The organism is Arthrobacter sp. UC242_113, assembly GCF_044054585.1.
GTDB lineage: Bacteria > Actinomycetota > Actinomycetes > Actinomycetales > Micrococcaceae > Arthrobacter.
Window position 1 is genome coordinate 3,546,370 of sequence record NZ_CP171968.1, and the last position, 15,743, is coordinate 3,562,112.

Annotated in this window: 10 protein-coding genes and 2 pseudogenes; 3 read left to right on the top strand and 9 right to left on the bottom strand. The window is 67.6% G+C overall.

Annotated elements, in window-relative coordinates:
- Positions 1-69: 69 nt before the first annotated feature.
- The 5 genes and pseudogenes from ACHMXB_RS16150 to ACHMXB_RS16170 form a co-directional block, all read right to left on the bottom strand.
- On the bottom strand, positions 70-1,074 hold the full coding sequence (locus ACHMXB_RS16150; RefSeq protein ID WP_395405308.1) for a siderophore-interacting protein: 1,005 nt from the start codon (positions 1,072-1,074) through the stop codon (positions 70-72).
- An 80-nt stretch (positions 1,075-1,154) separates the two neighbouring features.
- Positions 1,155-1,997 carry an ABC transporter ATP-binding protein gene (locus ACHMXB_RS16155; protein WP_395399928.1) on the bottom strand — a complete coding sequence of 281 codons (843 nt, stop codon included), beginning with the start codon at positions 1,995-1,997 and terminating at the stop codon, positions 1,155-1,157.
- Positions 1,997-3,166: a FecCD family ABC transporter permease gene (locus ACHMXB_RS16160; RefSeq protein WP_395399930.1), complete on the bottom strand. Its 1,170-nt coding sequence runs from the start codon at positions 3,164-3,166 to the stop codon at positions 1,997-1,999. The genes ACHMXB_RS16155 and ACHMXB_RS16160 overlap by 1 nt, the downstream gene beginning before the upstream one ends.
- Positions 3,163-4,273 (bottom strand): annotated as a pseudogene (locus tag ACHMXB_RS16165) (FecCD family ABC transporter permease). Before ACHMXB_RS16165 ends, ACHMXB_RS16160 begins: the two are co-directional and overlap by 4 nt.
- A gap of 13 nt (positions 4,274-4,286) precedes the next feature.
- On the bottom strand, positions 4,287-5,420 hold the full coding sequence (locus tag ACHMXB_RS16170; protein ID WP_395399932.1) for an iron-siderophore ABC transporter substrate-binding protein: 1,134 nt from the start codon (positions 5,418-5,420) through the stop codon (positions 4,287-4,289).
- A 206-nt stretch (positions 5,421-5,626) separates the two neighbouring features.
- Between ACHMXB_RS16170 and ACHMXB_RS16175 the strand changes: the two genes are divergently transcribed.
- Together ACHMXB_RS16175 and ACHMXB_RS16180 are read left to right on the top strand one after the other, a co-directional pair.
- Positions 5,627-7,603 (top strand): MFS transporter, encoded by a 1,977-nt coding sequence (locus ACHMXB_RS16175; protein WP_395399934.1) that lies wholly within the window; start codon positions 5,627-5,629, stop codon positions 7,601-7,603.
- Positions 7,600-8,148, top strand: coding sequence for a TetR family transcriptional regulator (locus tag ACHMXB_RS16180; protein WP_395399936.1), 549 nt, complete (start codon positions 7,600-7,602; stop codon positions 8,146-8,148). The genes ACHMXB_RS16175 and ACHMXB_RS16180 overlap by 4 nt, the downstream gene beginning before the upstream one ends.
- A 73-nt stretch (positions 8,149-8,221) precedes the next feature.
- Here the strand turns inward: ACHMXB_RS16180 and ACHMXB_RS16185 are convergent, their stop codons facing one another.
- The 4 genes and pseudogenes from ACHMXB_RS16185 to ACHMXB_RS16200 all read right to left on the bottom strand — a co-directional run bounded on the left by ACHMXB_RS16185 (position 8,222) and on the right by ACHMXB_RS16200 (position 14,964).
- Positions 8,222-8,995: a hypothetical protein gene (locus ACHMXB_RS16185; protein ID WP_395399938.1), complete on the bottom strand. Its 774-nt coding sequence runs from the start codon at positions 8,993-8,995 to the stop codon at positions 8,222-8,224.
- Positions 8,996-9,175: 180 nt separating this feature from the next.
- Positions 9,176-12,644 (bottom strand): annotated as a pseudogene (locus ACHMXB_RS16190) (ATP-binding protein).
- Positions 12,641-13,513: a DUF4194 domain-containing protein gene (locus ACHMXB_RS16195; protein WP_395399940.1), complete on the bottom strand. Its 873-nt coding sequence runs from the start codon at positions 13,511-13,513 to the stop codon at positions 12,641-12,643. Before ACHMXB_RS16195 ends, ACHMXB_RS16190 begins: the two are co-directional and overlap by 4 nt.
- 2 nt (positions 13,514-13,515) lie before the next feature.
- Positions 13,516-14,964: a DUF3375 family protein gene (locus ACHMXB_RS16200; protein ID WP_395399942.1), complete on the bottom strand. Its 1,449-nt coding sequence runs from the start codon at positions 14,962-14,964 to the stop codon at positions 13,516-13,518.
- Positions 14,965-15,284: 320 nt separating this feature from the next.
- Between ACHMXB_RS16200 and ACHMXB_RS16205 the strand changes: the two genes are divergently transcribed.
- Entirely contained in the window at positions 15,285-15,587 is a 303-nt protein-coding gene (locus ACHMXB_RS16205; protein WP_395399944.1) for a hypothetical protein, read from the top strand.
- Positions 15,588-15,743: the final 156 nt, after the last annotated feature.

Below are 15,743 nucleotides of genomic sequence, written 5' to 3' on the forward strand. Positions count from 1 at the left end.
GGACAAGGTACACACGTGGGGCAACACCAGGGGAAACAGCAGATGAACGCCCGCCAGTTCCGCAAGGGCCTAGAGTTCGGCCTTGCCCTGACGCCAGTACCCCATGAAGGCCACCTGCTTTCGGTCGATCCCGACGTCGCGGACCAGGTAGCGCCGCATGTCCTTGATGACCCCGGCTTCCCCGGCGATCCACGCGTAGAACGGCAGGGCGCCGGCGGGCTTGTCGGGGTTCTTCGTGGCGCTGACCGCGGCGGCATCGAGCCGGGCCGGGGTTTCCCACAGGATCTCCTGGTCCACGTTCACATCGTCGGGCTCCGGGCCGGCGGCGTCGGCGGACTTGATGCCCACCCAGCCCGGCACGGGGACCGCCGCCCGCACCGCTTCCTGAAGGAGTTCGCCGTGCAGCCGGGACCTGCCGATCGAGGCACCGCGTGCCAGCCAGGTGATTTCGACGTCGGCTGCCGTCTCCAGATCGAGGAAGTCGCCGGCCTCCGGCACTTCCAGGAAAGCATGCCCGGTCATGTAGTCGGGCAGGCTTTCGAGGATGGCGCTGATGGCGGGGACAGCCGTCTCGTCGCCGGCCAGGAGCACCCGCCCGGCCAGGCCGGGCCGCCATTCGATGCCCGAGTACGTTTCCGCGGTGACGCAGTGCGCCGCCCGGTTGTTGGGTCCGATCAGGGTGATGGCATCGCCCGGCTTGGCCGTCAGCGCCCAGTTGGCCGCGGGACCGCCGTTGCCGGCGGCGTCGAAGTGCATAACGAAGTCGACGTCGATCTCCGGGTAGACGGCGTCCAGCCGGGCCTGCCGGACGGTGTAGGTGCGCATGGCACCGCGGGTGGCCGGGTCCATGGCGAGCCACTCCTGGTACCAGCCGCTCTCCTCCATCCGGAACTTCGGCAGCGGAAGCCGGCTGCCGTCTGCTGCCAGCGAAGGAATCATGAGCTTGACGCGAAGGTCCAGGCTGTCGCCGTGGACACCGAAGTCGCGCAGCGAATAGCCGCCGAACGTCACGCGCCGGAAATTCGGGCTGAGCTCCTGCACCGCCGAGACCGTGACATCGAACGCAAGGGTCATCGGCTCAGTGGCGAAGCCGGGACGGTCCGTGATGGACGGGCGGGCAGGGCTGTTTTGTACTGCACTGTTCTGTACTGCGCTCATGAGGCCATCTCCGGGGTCGTCGTCGAAAGGGTCGTGGTCTGAACTTTTGGGTCGGCGTGGTGCCTGCCGAGGGGAATGATCAGCGGGGTCCCGGACACCGGGTCCGGCACCACCCGGGATTCCAGCCCGAAGACGCTCCGGACCAGCTCCTCGGTAATCACGCTGGACGATGCGCCCTCGGCCACGATCTGTCCGGCCTTCAGGGCGATGACATGGTCGGCGTACCGCGCGGCGAGGTTGAGGTCGTGCAGCACGATCGCCACGGTGGTGCCGCGCTGCCGGTTCAGGTCGGTGACCAGGTCCAGCACCTCAACCTGGTGCGCCAGGTCCAGGTAGGTGGTGGGCTCGTCGAGCAGCAGCACGTCCGTTTCCTGGGCAAGGGCCATGGCGATCCACACCCGCTGGCGCTGGCCGCCGGAAAGTTCGTCGACGTTCCGCCCGGCGAGCTCCAGCGTTTCGGTGGCCTCCAGCGCTCGCTGCACCGCGGCGTCGTCCTTCTCCGACCAGCTGCGGAAGAAGCCCTGGTGCGGGTACCGCCCGCGGCCCACCAGGTCACGGACGGTGATGCCGTCCGGCGCCGTCGGGTGCTGCGGCAGCAGGCCAAGGGTGCGGGCCAGCTCGCGCGCCGGGCGGGAGTGGATGTCCTTGCCGTCGAGGGTGACCGTGCCGCCGGCCGGCTTCAGGAGCCGGGACAGCCCCCGCAGCAGCGTGGATTTTCCACAGGCGTTGGCGCCCACGATCATGGTCATCTGGCCCTCGGGAATCTCCGCGGTGAGGTTTTCCACGACCCGGCGCTGGTCGTACTGCAGCGTGAGGTCGCGGGCTTGCAGAACGGCCATCAGGCATCCTTTCGGTTGGACGTGACCAGGAGCCACAGCAGAAAGGGGGCCCCGAGGGCGCCGGTGACGACGCCGACCGGCAGGACGGTGCCTCCCAGCAGCAGCGGGGCGATATTGGCGGCGAAATAGTCCGCTGCCAGGACAATCAGGGCGCCCACCAGGGCCGACGCCGGGAGGCTGGCTTTGCCGGTGAAACGGCGGGCGATGGGGCCGGCCAGAAAGGCGACGAACGCTACGGGCCCGGCGGCCGCCGTCGCCACGGCGGCCAGCGCCACGGCGGTGAACACCAGGCCCAGCCGGGTCGCGGCCACGCGGATACCGAGTCCGGCGGCGGCGTCGTCACCCAGTTCGAGGATGCGCAGCGGTCCGGCCAGCAGTGCGGCGACCGGGACCAGCACTACCAGGGTCAGGGCCAGCACGCCCGCCCGGTCCCAGCTGGCGGAGTTGAGCGAGCCGTTGATCCAGATCAGTGCCTCCGCGGCAGTGCGGATGTCGGCCCGGGTCATGAGGAAGCTGACCATGGCGTGCAGCGCGGCGGCGATGCCCACGCCGGCAAGGACGAGGCGGTTACCGCCGGCGTTCCCGCGGTTGCCGCCGCCGGGGCCCAGGGATCCGCCGCGGGAGATGCCGTAGATCAGCGCCGCCACGGCCATCGCACCGCCGAGCGCAGCACCGGACACCGCGGCACCCGAGGCACCGAACACCACGATGGCCAGCACCGCGGCCGCGCTGGCGCCGTAGCTGATGCCGATCACGTCCGGGCTGGCCAGAGGGTTCCGGAGCATGGTCTGGAACAGCGCGCCCGAGAGCCCGAAGGCAACCCCGATCAGCGTGCCGATGACAGCCCTCGGCAGCTTGGCCTCCATCACGATGAAGCTGGCACCGGGGATCTTCTCGCCGCCGGTGAAGTGCGCGGCGAGGATTTTGAGGAGATCGGGGATGGTGACGGTGTAGCTGCCCAGCAGGATGCTTGCGGCCAGGAGAAGCACGACGCCGGCGGCCAGTGCCGCCGTCCGGTTCAATAGGGTCCGGTTCAACACGGTCCGGTTCAGCAGGCGCCGGTTCGACTCGCGAACGGGCAGATAATGCCCTGTTTCGGCGGTTTTGAGGGCATTATCTGCCCGTTCGCGCTCGTCGGTGGTCGCGGGGTTGGACGGGTTCGGAGTCATAGGCCTGCCCCCTTGCCCCGGCGGACCAGCCAGACGAAGACCGGTGCGCCTATCAGCGCGGTCATGATGCCGGCCGGAACCTCGCCGGGAAGCAGGACTACGCGGCCCACGATGTCTGATACCAGCAGCAGCATGGGTGCGAGCACGGCGGAGAACGGCAGGATCCAGCGGTAGTCGGGGCCGGTCAGGGAGCGGACGGCGTGCGGGATAACGAGGCCCACGAACCCGATGGGGCCGGCGAGCGCCGTCGCCGACCCGCACAGCAGGTACGATGCCAAGCGCGGTGATGGCCCGGGCCAGGCCGACGTTCTGGCCGAGGCCGCGGGCGACGTCGTCGCCCAGCGCGAGGCTGTTGAGGACCCGTGCAGTCAGAAGCACAATCAGTGCCCCCGCGATGAGGAACGGCAACCCGGGCAGCACCACGGACCAGTCGCGCCCGGCAACGCCGCCCACCTGCCAGAAGCGGAAACGGTCAAGCGTGTCCTGGCTGGAGACCAGGATGACGTTCATCAGCGAGAACAGTCCCGCACTGAGGGCGGCGCCCGCCAGGGCGAGCTTGACCGGCGTCGCGCCGTCCCGGCCCATGGAGGCAATGAGGTAGACGACGACGGCGGCAGCCGCCGCGCCGATGAACGCGAACCAGATGTAGCCGGTCAGCGAGGAGATGCCGAAGACGTAGATTCCGGTGACCACGGCCAGCGCGGCGCCGGCATTGACTCCGATGATGCCCGGGTCCGCCAGCGGGTTGCGCGCCACGCCCTGCATAGCCGCGCCCGCCAAGCCAAGCGCCGCACCAGCGAGCAGGCCCAGGACGGTTCGCGGGATCCGGGCATGCACCACGGCGTGGTCCCCGTCCGCCGGATTGAACCGGATCAGTGCCTGCCACACGGTTTCGAGGGCCAGGCCGCGGGCGCCCACGGCCAGCGAGGCGCCGCAGACCACAACGAGCACGACGACGGCGGCCAGCAGCCAGGCTGCGCGCGGCCCGGGTACCCTCCCCTTCCGGGGAGCGCGAACTGGCAGGTAATGCCCTGTAGCGCCGGGTTTGGCGTCATTACCTGCCAGTTCGCGCTGGGTGGCGGGGGCCGTCGTCGTGCTCGGTGTCATCAGAGGTTGCTTGCTAGACCGCGCCTGAAGCTTTATCCGCTGCGCTCGCCAGCTCCGGCAGGAACTTTTCCAGGGCCCACGGCAGGCTCAGCGGGGACGACGCGGAGATCGCCAGTGTCAGGGTGTTGTCCGAGTCGGCAACCAGGGCGCCCTTCTTGACGGCCGGGATCTGGCTCAGCAGAGGATCCTTGACGATCTGGTCCTTAGTCTTGGCATCGGGAACCCAGGTCACGAAGACGTCGGACTCCAGCTCGTTGGCCTTCTCGGCGGACCACCCGGTGAAGAACTCCTTCGAGCCCTTGGACTTCTCCTCCACAATGGCGGCCGGCTTCATGCCGATCTCGGTCAAGAAGCGCGGGCGATTGTCGGCGGCGAGGTAGACGTTCACGCCGTCGCCCTTGGCCGGTTCCAGGTTGCCGTAGATGAAGGTCTTGTCCGTGATCTGTGGGTACTTGGCGGCTTCGGCCTTGATGGTGGCCTCTGTGTCGGTAACGAGTTTCTCCGCTTCGGCGGTCTTGCCGAGAGCCTTTCCGATCAGGGTGGTGGCTTCCTGCCACGGAGTGCCGTACGCGAGCTCAGGCTGAGCCACGACGGGCGCGATTTCGTTGAGCTTCTTGTAGTCGGCGGCTTCGAGGCCGGAGTAGGCGGCCAAGATGACGTCCGGGTTGAGCTTGGCGATCTCGGTGAAGTTGATGCCGTCGGCCTCGGAGAACTGGACCGGGGCCTTGTCGCTGCCGAAGGAGGCACCCAGCTTCTCGAGGGCAGCGTCCTTCCAAGGGGTGGAGCCCTTCGCGTTGCCGCCCCACTCGTTCTTGGGCACGCCCACCGGAACCACGCCCAGCGCAATGGCAACGTCGTCGTTGACCCAGGAGACCGTGACGACGCGCTTGGGCTGTTCCTCGATGGTGGTTTCGCCAAAGACGTGCTTGATGGTCACAGGAAACTGGGCGCTGGCGGATGAAGTGGCACTGGCTTCCGAAGCAGAAGAAGCGGCCGGCCCGGTGGAGCATGCGGTCAGGGAGAGTACCGCGGCGGCGAGGACGGCGGTGGCCTTGCCGGCGGTCTTGAGCAGGGAGCGGCGCGTGGTGCCGGCGGCAGCCGCGCCGTCGGTAACGGCCGACCGGCCGGGGAAGAGGGGGGAAGTCACGGAACTCCTTAGGTGAATGACGCGAACCCAAGTAAGGCTAGCCTATCCTTTGCAAGATTACGAAAGGTTTGCGTCACGTAATTGCTACGAGTGGCCAAGCTAACCACCAGCCTCCTTGCCAGGCAAGGGTGAACAATGGTTCACTCGAAGGAGTAAACGCCCGTTCACCCTATTCGGGCACTCCTCCCCACAAAGGCCCGCCGCACATGACAGCACCCCCCGCCCCAGCCCCCTCCGCCCCGAAACCAACCCGCAGCGCGTCCGCCATCACCACGGTCCTGGCGCTCAGCGGGACGCTGGTGGCACTCATGCAGACCCTGGTGGTGCCGCTGCTGCCCGACTTTCCGCGGATCTTGTCGGTCACGCCTGATGATGCATCCTGGCTGGTGACCGCCACGCTCCTGGCCAGCGCCGTCGCCACGCCGATCGTGTCCCGCAGCGCCGACATGTACGGCAAGCGGAAGATGATGGTCATCTGCCTGGCCATCATGGTGGCCGGGTCGGTCATGGCTGCCTTGGGCGGGACCTTTCTGTGGCTGATCATCGGGCGGGCGCTTCAGGGGTTCTCCGCATCACTGATCCCGGTGGGCATCAGCATCATGCGCGATGAACTGCCCAAGGAAAAGATGGGCTCCGCGGTGGCACTCATGAGCGCCACGCTGGGCATCGGCAGCGCCATGGGCCTGCCCCTCGCCGGCCTCCTCTATGAAAGCCTCGGCTGGACGTCCATTTTCTGGGTCTCCGCGGCGGCCGGCGCGCTGCTGCTGCTGGCGGTGGTGCTCGTGGTTCCGGAGTCCAAGGTGCGGACTCCCGGCCGCTTCGACTACGCAGGCGCGCTGGTGCTCTCCGCTGCGCTGGGGTCACTGCTGCTGGCCATTTCCAAGGGCGGTTCCTGGGGCTGGGGCTCGGAACCTGTGCTGCTGCTGTTCCTCGCGGCGGCGCTGCTGCTGGCCGCCTGGATTCCCTACGAGCTCAGGGTGGGCCAGCCCATGGTGGACCTTCGCACCACGGCGCGGAGGCCCGTCCTGATGACCAACCTCGCGTCGCTGCTGATCGGTTTCGCGATGTTCGCCAACATGCTCCTCACCACCCAGCAGCTCCAGCTCCCTGCTGCCACCGGTTACGGCTTTGAACTGAACGTCATCACGGCCGGCCTCTGCATGGTGCCGTCCGGACTGGCCATGGTGGTGTTCGCACCGGTGTCCGGCGGCATCATCCGGCGCTTCGGCGGCAGGTCCGCCCTGTTGGCCGGCGCCGGAGTGATGATCGTCGGGTACGTGGGCCGGGTCTTCTTCTACGACTCCATCACCTGGGTGATCATCGGCTCCACGGTGGTGAGCGTCGGCACGGCCATCGCGTATGCGGCCATGCCAACGCTGATCATGGGTGCCGTCCCGATCACGGAGACCGCCTCCGCCAACGGCCTCAATAGCCTGGTCCGCTCCATCGGCACGTCGACCTCCAGCGCCGCCGTGGCCGCAGTGCTGACCTCGGTCACCATTCCGCTCGGCGCCGCCCGGCTGCCGTCGTTCGATGCTTTCAGGGATGTGTTCTGGATGGCCGCCCTGGCGTCCGCCGCCTCTGTCCTCGCCGCCATCTTCATTCCCCGCGTCACCACGCACCGCCCGGCCGCGCCGGCGGCAGCGGAGCTCGTGGTGCAGGGCCGCGTGCTGGCACCCGACCACCGCCCGCTTACTCCCGCCGTCGTCACCGTCCTCCAAACTGGGGGCGAGCCGGTGGACTGGAGCCGCGTGGACACCGACGGCAACTATTCGGTGGCGCTGCCTGGCGCCGGGAAGTACCTCGTGGTGGCCAACGCGGCGGGCTGGGCGCCGATGGCGGAGGTCTTCGATTTCGACGGGCGCACGCTGAAGCAGAACTTCCTCCTGCAGCAGCGGCTGGAAATCAGGGGCCGGGCGGCCATCGGCCGCGAGCCCGTGACCGGCGCCGTGGTCACGCTGCTGCACGCCACCGGGGAGCACGTGGACACCACAAGGACGGACGACGACGGCGTGTACACACTTCCGCTGCCCGCCGCCGGGCGCTATATAGTGGCTATGCTTCATCCCGTGACTCATCAAGCCGTGGCGCGGAAGCTCGCCGTCGACAACCGGTCCGTAACCGTGGACCTTTCAGCTGCCCCTCTTGGGGAACGGACCGGCGGGGAGCCGGTGCGCGCATGAGCAGCCCGAGCCAGGAAACCATCCTCACAGCCGCGGGGCGGCTGTTCGGCGAACGGGGCTACCGGGCCGTGACGGTCAGGGACATCGCTGCGGAGGCCGGCGTTTCGGCGGCCCTGGTGATGAAACTGTTTATCTCCAAGGCCAAGCTGTTCGCGGCGGTGCAGCCGGACGAGTCTCTGCTCACCGAACTGTCCGTCCCGGCCTCCGAGCTCGGCGGTGCCCTGGTCTTCCGCGTGCTGATGCGGCGGGAACGCGGCATGCACGAGCCCTGGGCCATTATTCCGATCAATGTTCACGATGCCCCGGATCCCGAAGCGGCGCGCAACGAGCTGCGCGAACGCTACGTCGGCAGCATCGCAAAGCTGATCGGGGACGCGACGCCGGACCGCCGCTACGCGTCCACTGTCACCGCGCTGATGACCGGCTTCGGCGAAACCGTGCGGACCCTGGGACTCTTCGACGGCTGGGACTTTGACGAGCTGGTGGCCTACTACGGCGCGATTGTGCAGGCGCCGATCGACGCCTGCACGGCCGCACACACCTAAACGCAAAACCGCTGGTGGGGCCACGACCGCCCGGTTCCCTGGCCGAGCTTGCCAGGCTAGCGGGCGGATGGTGCTACTTGTACGAGATGCTCAGCAGCAGCGCCTTGAGGGCCTGCCCTTCGTCGCCTGCCAACCACGACTTGGCCGCGGCGTCATTCGCGAACGGCTTCTCGATGAACTTCACGTCGGCCAGGATGACACCGTCCCCGGCGCGGATGATGCCGTCGAGCGCGTTCCCCTGCCCTGACTTGGGAGCCCCTGCTGACAGGTGCATCCGGTAGGTCGCATTGCTGTCCATCCGGTCAACGTAGAACCCGTAGTGGGCGGCCGGCGCGGGCTGTGCCGCAAGTCCCGGGACCGGAGCGGACTCGAAGACGGTACGGGTCACCGGGTGGGAGACACCGTCGGCGATCCGACCGGAGTACACGGTTGCCTGCTCGGTGCCGCTGGCGTCGATGACCGTGGCCGTGGCCGACTCTGACGGTGACCCCCCGCCCGTGAACAGCTGAACCTTCCAGTCGCCCGGGTATTTGAAGGACACGTGGCCGTTCGGGAACGTGTACGTCTTCAGCTCGGCAGGCGCCGGAGCGGACGACGGCGTGGTCCCCGGCGTCGCTGCACCGCCGGCAGCGGCGGGGGCGGGGGCGGAGGCGGAGGCGGGGGCGGAGGCGGAAGGGCTCGGTGACGCCGGTGCCGTCGCCGAAGCTGCCGCGGACGATGACGTAGACGATGACGACGGGGCCGCCGACACCACGGCCCCGCAGCCGGCCATGGCGAAGGCGGCGGCAGCGGCAAGGACAGAGACAACGGGGGCGCGGAACGCAGGGCGCATGATGGTGCCTTTCATGATGACGCCGTCAGGCTCACAGGGGCTGCTCTGCCCGCCGCATGGGAGTGTCCATGACCCTGTCGAGCGTTTGGCGAAGACTGGTGGAGTCACCACAGTGGCATGCCAAAACTGGCTGCCACTAGGGCCAGCGCAATAAATCCATCGATTTGTTATAAATCGCCCAAAACCGTTATTGGACTAACGCAGCACGATATCGACGGGATTGGCCTCGGAGCGCCACTGCCCTTCTGTGCCCGGTTTCGGGGTGATAACGGGGGGCGGTGAGCACCCCGGAGCGGTTGGTGCGCCTGTCCCGCAGGATCTCGGTCACCGAGCCCAGGTGCCGGGACAGGTCGATGACGTTCTCCGGTGCAGCAAGGAGCAACTGGAAGCCAAACTCGTGCAGCGCCTTGATGCCCGCCCCGGCAAATTCCTCGGAGGCCAGCACGAATGCCTCGTCCATCATCACTGTGCCGTACGTGGTGAAGCCCTGCTCGGCGATGCCCAGCTGGTAACTCAACGCCGCGGCCATGATGAACGCGGTGAACCGCTGTCGCTCACCGCCGGACATGGAACCGGTATCGGCGTGCATGAACACGTCCGTGCGCTTGCCGCCCTCCTTCCCGGGGGCGTCCACCTCGCGGTGCTCCTTGCACTGGATGAACAGGTGCCCGCGCACGTCCAGCACCTCGGCCCGCCAGCGCCGATCCTCCGGAGTCTGCGACCCCAGCCGCTTCACCAGCGTCTCCAGAGACTTGTAGCGGGCGGTCAGCTCGGCGTCGTCATTCTGGCCGGCATGGGCGGTGTCCGCCTTGGCCGCCTCTGCCTTGGCCGGCCGGGTGTGCCGGGTCTTCAGCGCGTTCTGGATGGCGTCCTTGAACTGCTTGGCCGTGGCCGGCAGGGTCTGCTTGATGTCGAGTTCCAGGTAGCTGCCCTCGTGGAAATTCACCTCCGACAGGATCCCGTTCAGCGGCAGGATCCTGCTGGTGATGGACCGGCGTTCCTCGTCCAGCAGGTGGAGCAGTGTGCTGAACGACTCGTGCGTGCGCTGGTTGAAGAACTGCCGGAACTCGGCCTCCTGCGCCGGCAGGCCGTCGTTGATGATCGCGTGATAGCGGGCCTCGAACTCGCCGACGGCGCCGATGGACGTGCCATGGTCAGCCGAAATGGCGGTGCCCCAGTCGCGGACGAAGCCTTCGAAGATCCGGGTGAGCCGCTCCGACGTGGCCTGGGCCCGGGACTCTGCACCGTGCAGGTCGCCAAGCAGCTGGGTCCGCACCCGGCCGGCAAGGTTGTCCAGTTCATGCATTTCGGTGACGTCGCCGAATTCGGCGAAGTACGGCGCCAGCGCCGCGGAGGTAGAGTCCGACGGCGGGGCCTGGTTCAGGCGGGTACGCGCGGCTTCCAGCAGTGAATCCGAGGCAGTGAGCTGCTGGTCCAGCGCCTTGTATTCGCTCTGCAGCACTGCGGCAGCCTCGGTGCTGGACTGGTGCTTCTGGCGCGCCGCCTCGATGTTGGCGCGGAGCGGTTCAAGGTCCGCCTGGGCCGCGAGGGCGTCCTTGAGCCGCTGCTCAATCCTGGCAAGCTCGTCTGCCGCTACTGCGGCCGAGACCTGCTCCCACGGGCGGTTGTCCTCTGCCACTTTGCCCAGCGCCTCCAGCTGCCGGGACAGGCCCTGGTGCGATTCCTCGCGGCTTTGGGCCAGCTGTGCCGCCTTGGCCAGTTCCTGGCGCAGGTCCTCCACTTGACCGGCCACGAGCTCCAGCTTGGAGGCGTTGTCGAACCCGAGGACGTAGTCCTGCCGGCTGCTGAACCGGTCGTCCTTCTCCACGGTGTGCCGGTTGCGCTTGACCACGCCGCCGAGGCTCAGGCCCTTGTCCAGGGCCGCCAGTTCGTCGGGGTTCTCCACGCACGGGTACGCGAAGTCGAGGGCGATCCGCTCACGGATCCACACGCTTGCTTCCGCGTTTGTCCCGGTGGTGAGGATGTCCAGCTTGGTCAGCAGGTCGCCGTCGGCCACGTCCTCCACGGCGAGCGCCGCCCCGGCGAGCGGCTTGGACACGTCCACCGCGCGCAAAGCGCCCCGGACGGTGTGGTCGTTCAGGTAACGGGTGATGGCGGCAAAGTGCTCGCCCGGGACCAGCAGCGTGGTGGCAAGGTTCCGCAGGGCACGTTCAGCCGCTGGGCGCCAGTGATCCTGGCCCTCGGCGAGGTCGATCAGCTCGCCGCCGAACGGCATCTGCTCCTCGGGGACTCCGGTGGCGGCCGCAATCGCGGCGCGGTTTTCAATGCTCGACGGCGGCAGCAGGGACTTGCGCGTTTTCAGCGACACAAGCTCCTGCTCGGCCGCGGCAAGCTCGCGCTTCTTCGTGGCGTGGGCGTCGAAGGCCTCGAAGCGGAGCTCCTGCAGGGCCGCGGAGTCCCCCTTCAGCTCAGCCGAGCGGGCGGCTGCCTGTTCGTGGGCCTGCTCCCAGCCTTCAGCCGTCCATTCCAGGTCCAGGCCGGCGTCCGTCAGCGCCTGCCGGGCCGCCTCCTCCACCTGCTGGCGGAGCTTCAGCCCCACCCGGGCGTTCTCCAGGGACTGCTCGATCGAGGAGATGGCGTTGCCGCCCTGGTTGTTGTACTCCGCCTCCAGCTGCCGGAGCTGCTTGGCCAGGCCGTCCCGCACGCCGCGTTCCGCTGCGAGCTCCTTGGCCTTTGCCTGGGCGAGCGCCTTGAAGCGGGCGAGCGTTTTCTCGTGCACGGTGACAGCAAGCTGCTGCCGGTAGGCCTCGAACTCCTCGCCCGCGAGTTCACGCAGCCGGTTCGCATCCAGCAGCGACTGCGCGTACTCCCTGTTCAGTCCCGGGACGGGGGCCAGCTGGTCGCGCTGCTGCCGGACGTCCTCCAGCCGCTGCCGAATGGACATGAGGTTGCTGAATTCCTCGACGACGTCGTCCGCCGCCGCCAGGGTGGCCGGCGCGTCCAGCACCTGGTCTCGGAAAAATGTGTTCACGCTGCCGCCCAGGCCCTTGCCGGCCTGGATGACGCGGAGCAGGGGCAGCGCCTGGTCCGAGTTGATGCCCAGGAGCCGGCGGAAACGCTCCGCGAAGGCCTTGTGCACGTCAAAGACCTGGGCGTCCGGGAAGATGTTTTCCAGCGCAGCCCTGGTGAACCGCTTCTCGGCGATGTCCTCGATCGCGGCGAGGTCCAGCGGCCTGTTGTCGATCAGGTAGTACCGGCCAACGCTCGACTCCGTGCCGTTCTTGGGGAGGTCGAACAGGGCCGACACCGTCACCTTGGTGCCCGCGGCGTTGTCGAACGTCAGGGCGACGGCGGACCACGTGGCACCGGGCCGCTGGAACGCACTGGCCGAGCCCTCGCCGACGGCCTTGTCCCCCACCTTGCCGCGCATGTACGTGAACGTGGTCCGCTTGTCCTCCACGGCGCCCGACCGCTGGGCTGCTGCCTCGTTGGAGCGCGGCCGGGCATCGAACACCCGCAGCATGGCGTCGAACAGCGTCGACTTGCCGACGCCGGAGTTGCCGGTGAGCAGTGTGCCGTTGCGGTCCACGTGCATCGTGTGCGCGCCATGGAACGTGCCCCAGTTGACCACCTGCACCAGGGCAAGGCGCATCTGACCCGGGTTAACGACGTCGCCCAGCGGAAGCATGCTCGCAATACTCACTTGTGGTCCTCTCCGCTGGTCGAGCTTGTCGAGACCCTGGTTTCGGCAAGCTCGACCAGTGGGTTTTCGTCGTCGTCGTCGGTTTCGACAGGCTCAACCAGCGGATTGTCGTCGAGTTCCAGCATTGCTTCGGTGCCTGTGGGGTCTGCCGTTGCGGCTATTAGCGCTGCGATCTGGGCGGGGATGTCGCCTATGTTGTCGAAGGGGAGGGCCAGGGGCAGGGCGTTGGAGATAGTGTAGACGTCGTCCAAGCCGGTGGTGAGCAGGAGCTGGCGGGCGAGGAGCTTCGTTATTGCGCGGTTCACGACGTCGGAGTCGCGGAGGGCGTCCTGCTGGCCTGCCGGCTGGTAGTGGGCCACGAGCTCGGCGATTTCTTCCCGCGTGATGGTGGGGTCCGTTTGGGCCGTGACGTGGCGGTCCAGCAGGAGCCGCAGGCGCAGCAGCACGATGGTCTCCACACGGCTCAGCGCGCGCTGCTGGCGCAGGATGCTCGAGCGGGCGCTGCCGCCGATTGCTTCGGGGTCGACGGGACGCAGCACAGCGATCTTTTTCTCGTGGTCCAGCTGCAGCGTGAGGAACAGCTCGGAGAGCCGGCTGCGCAGGATCAGCTGGTTGTCCAGCAGCGTTGTCCAGAGCTTCTCGTCCCGGCCGCCATCAACATACGGGCCCTTCAGCAGCTTCACGAGTGCCTGGCGCACCTTCATGGGAAGCACGCCAGTGTCACCGGGGAAGAGAGCGGCGCCATCCACAAAGGTGTCGCGGGGGCTGACAGAGCCGTTGATTGAGCTTGTCAAAATCTGGGGGTTTTCGGTTTCGGCAGGCTCAACCAGCGGCGTCCCGGCGTCCGCCGTCGTAATCTCTTCAGTCATCGCTAATCCTTTTTGAGCGTTACCACCGGCAGATACGCCTTGCGGGTGGTGCCGTCTATCTGTTCGAAGTCGAGGGCCTCCCATGCCAGCTGGTCAAAGCCGGCACCGGTGTGGAGTGCGTGCGAGAGGAGCGCCCGGATGGAGTTGATGTGCTGTTCCTCCGGCGGAAGCTGCTCCCACGCCTCGGCGAGGGTGGAGGCGCCCGCTGCCGCGGCGCGGATCGCCTCCGGCCTGGCCTTGGCGGTCCGGGGTGAGCGGACCCGGTCCGAATCGCTGAACGCGATGGGGTCGGCGAGCTTGGGCGGGGCAGCAAACTCGTCCGGGTCGAAAAGCTTGACCATGGCGAGGGATTCGAAACCTGCGTTGAACAGCACCGGACCCCGGACCAGGCCAGACCGTTCGCGCTCGTAGGGCATGGACCGGATGGCCTGTTCCGCCTCGCGCAGCACCTTGCGGAGCCGCACCGACTGGCGGAAATCATCGCTCTGGACGTAGGTGTTCAGGCTCTCGCTCAGCTTGCCGTAGATGCGCTGGATCTGGCTGTGCTGCTGCCGGAGCTCCGCCACCAGGTTTTTCAGGGTTTCCCGGTCCTCCGGCGAAAGGTCGTCCGCGAACTGGCGGCTGAGCACCTCGCCGATCGCGGAGCGGAAGCGCAGCTGCTGCTGCGGGTCCTCGAGGAACGCGGTGAAGGAACGGAAGGTCCTGCCTTCCGGGCTTTGGCGCAGCCGCTTGTCCGCCTCAAGAACCTGGGCCATCGTGGCGCCCTTGGTCAGGGATTCCTCGATGATCTGGTTGCGGAGCTCGCCCACGAGCTCCTCGATCCGGTCACGCATCTTCTTGTAGTCCGCGGGCAGGCTGGCAGCGAGGTCCAGGATGTTGCCGGCCGCTTCGACGGCCTGGTCGTCGTCAAGGAGTCCGTCGAAGTCGCCGGAGCTGATGTCCTCGATCAGCTGCTGCCGCTCCCCGATCTCCTCCTCCAGCGCCTCCAGGCGGGCGCTTTGGTCCGGGTTGGTCTCGTTGGCGAGCTTCTCCACGTCGCCCAGCAGCGTGCCCAGCCGGGACCCGTTGAGCGTGGACCTTTCGCTGGAGAGGCTGTCCAGGAACGCGAGCACACGGGCGGCCGGCTCGGTGACCTCGTAGACGATCTGCCCCGACTGGTTCCGGCGCGTCAGGAACTGCTTGCGGGTCCACTCATCGCCAAAGGACTTCCCGTTGGCATGGCCGCCCAGCCCCGGGTCATGGCGGCGCAACTGCTCAAGGAAGGAGTCGACGTCGGCATGGAATTCTTCCAGCGGAAGCTGCGGCCGGGTGCGGGTGAAGGATGCCTGCAGGACCGCGATCACCCACGGGGCGGAACGGGTGAGGGCCCATGCCGGCCCCTTGGTGAGGAGCTCAAGGTCCCTGAGCCTGGCGCTGATCGCGTCAGCGGAGGACGTAGCGGACCGGGGCACACACTCTCCTTCGGCAGCTTGGGGGATGGTCTGGGCAGCGGAAACCCGAAAACTGCCAACTACAAGGTTAACGCAGAGCCCCGGGCGGCCCGCACTGCGGTCCCCCACAACCCCCGAGGGGCTCCACCTGACGGCCAAGCAACGTTACGGGTGTGACTGATGAGGTTTTCGCAATCACTCCGTGACCTACGGCGCAGTATTGTCTCGATCCCGTATCAACGCGGCCACAGCATGGCCGAGGCGCTAGAGGAAGCTCCGCCCATGGCCCTAGTCTCGAGCTACTGATCTGATCCATCCGCAGCAACGGCGCAGGGGGAAGCATGCAGTTCGACTTGAGTGCAGTGGAGACAGGCACCTTGGTGTTCATCGGAACGCTGATGGTTGCCTTGGCACTTGTCCTCTTCGTGGCGGCGGCGGCATTCGCCGCGCTGGTCCTGGTGGGTGTGGGGAGGCTGGCCTGGATTGTCGTTGCCGGTGCCCTGCTCAGGACCGTCCACGGGATCAACCACGCCTGGGACAGTCTGGTGCACCACGCGTCTGCAGTCGAGTTTCCCTCCGAGTTTCAGGGGCAGCCGTCCCCTAGCACCGGAACCTACCCGCGGGTAGCATTGAGGGACAGCTGAAGGGTTCTCCACCCGCGGCGGACCCAGGGCTTTGAGCCGGTGATCCGGTCAGAGGAGATGCCCCGTGAGCTCCGCCACTGACAGCCAGGCTACTGAACGCCAGGCCCCTGACAGCAGGGCTGGTCGCAGCACAGCCACCGCCAACACGGCTGCGGA

Coding starts and splice junctions, on each gene's coding strand:
- ACHMXB_RS16150 (WP_395405308.1), bottom strand. CDS start 1,074: ATGACCCTTGCGTTCGATGTCACGGTCTCGGCGGTGCAGGAGCTCAGC.
- ACHMXB_RS16155 (WP_395399928.1), bottom strand. CDS start 1,997: ATGGCCGTTCTGCAAGCCCGCGACCTCACGCTGCAGTACGACCAGCGC.
- ACHMXB_RS16160 (WP_395399930.1), bottom strand. CDS start 3,166: ATGACTCCGAACCCGTCCAACCCCGCGACCACCGACGAGCGCGAACGG.
- ACHMXB_RS16175 (WP_395399934.1), top strand. CDS start 5,627: ATGACAGCACCCCCCGCCCCAGCCCCCTCCGCCCCGAAACCAACCCGC.
- ACHMXB_RS16180 (WP_395399936.1), top strand. CDS start 7,600: ATGAGCAGCCCGAGCCAGGAAACCATCCTCACAGCCGCGGGGCGGCTG.
- ACHMXB_RS16185 (WP_395399938.1), bottom strand. CDS start 8,995: ATGAAAGGCACCATCATGCGCCCTGCGTTCCGCGCCCCCGTTGTCTCT.
- ACHMXB_RS16195 (WP_395399940.1), bottom strand. CDS start 13,513: ATGACTGAAGAGATTACGACGGCGGACGCCGGGACGCCGCTGGTTGAG.
- ACHMXB_RS16205 (WP_395399944.1), top strand. CDS start 15,285: ATGCAGTTCGACTTGAGTGCAGTGGAGACAGGCACCTTGGTGTTCATC.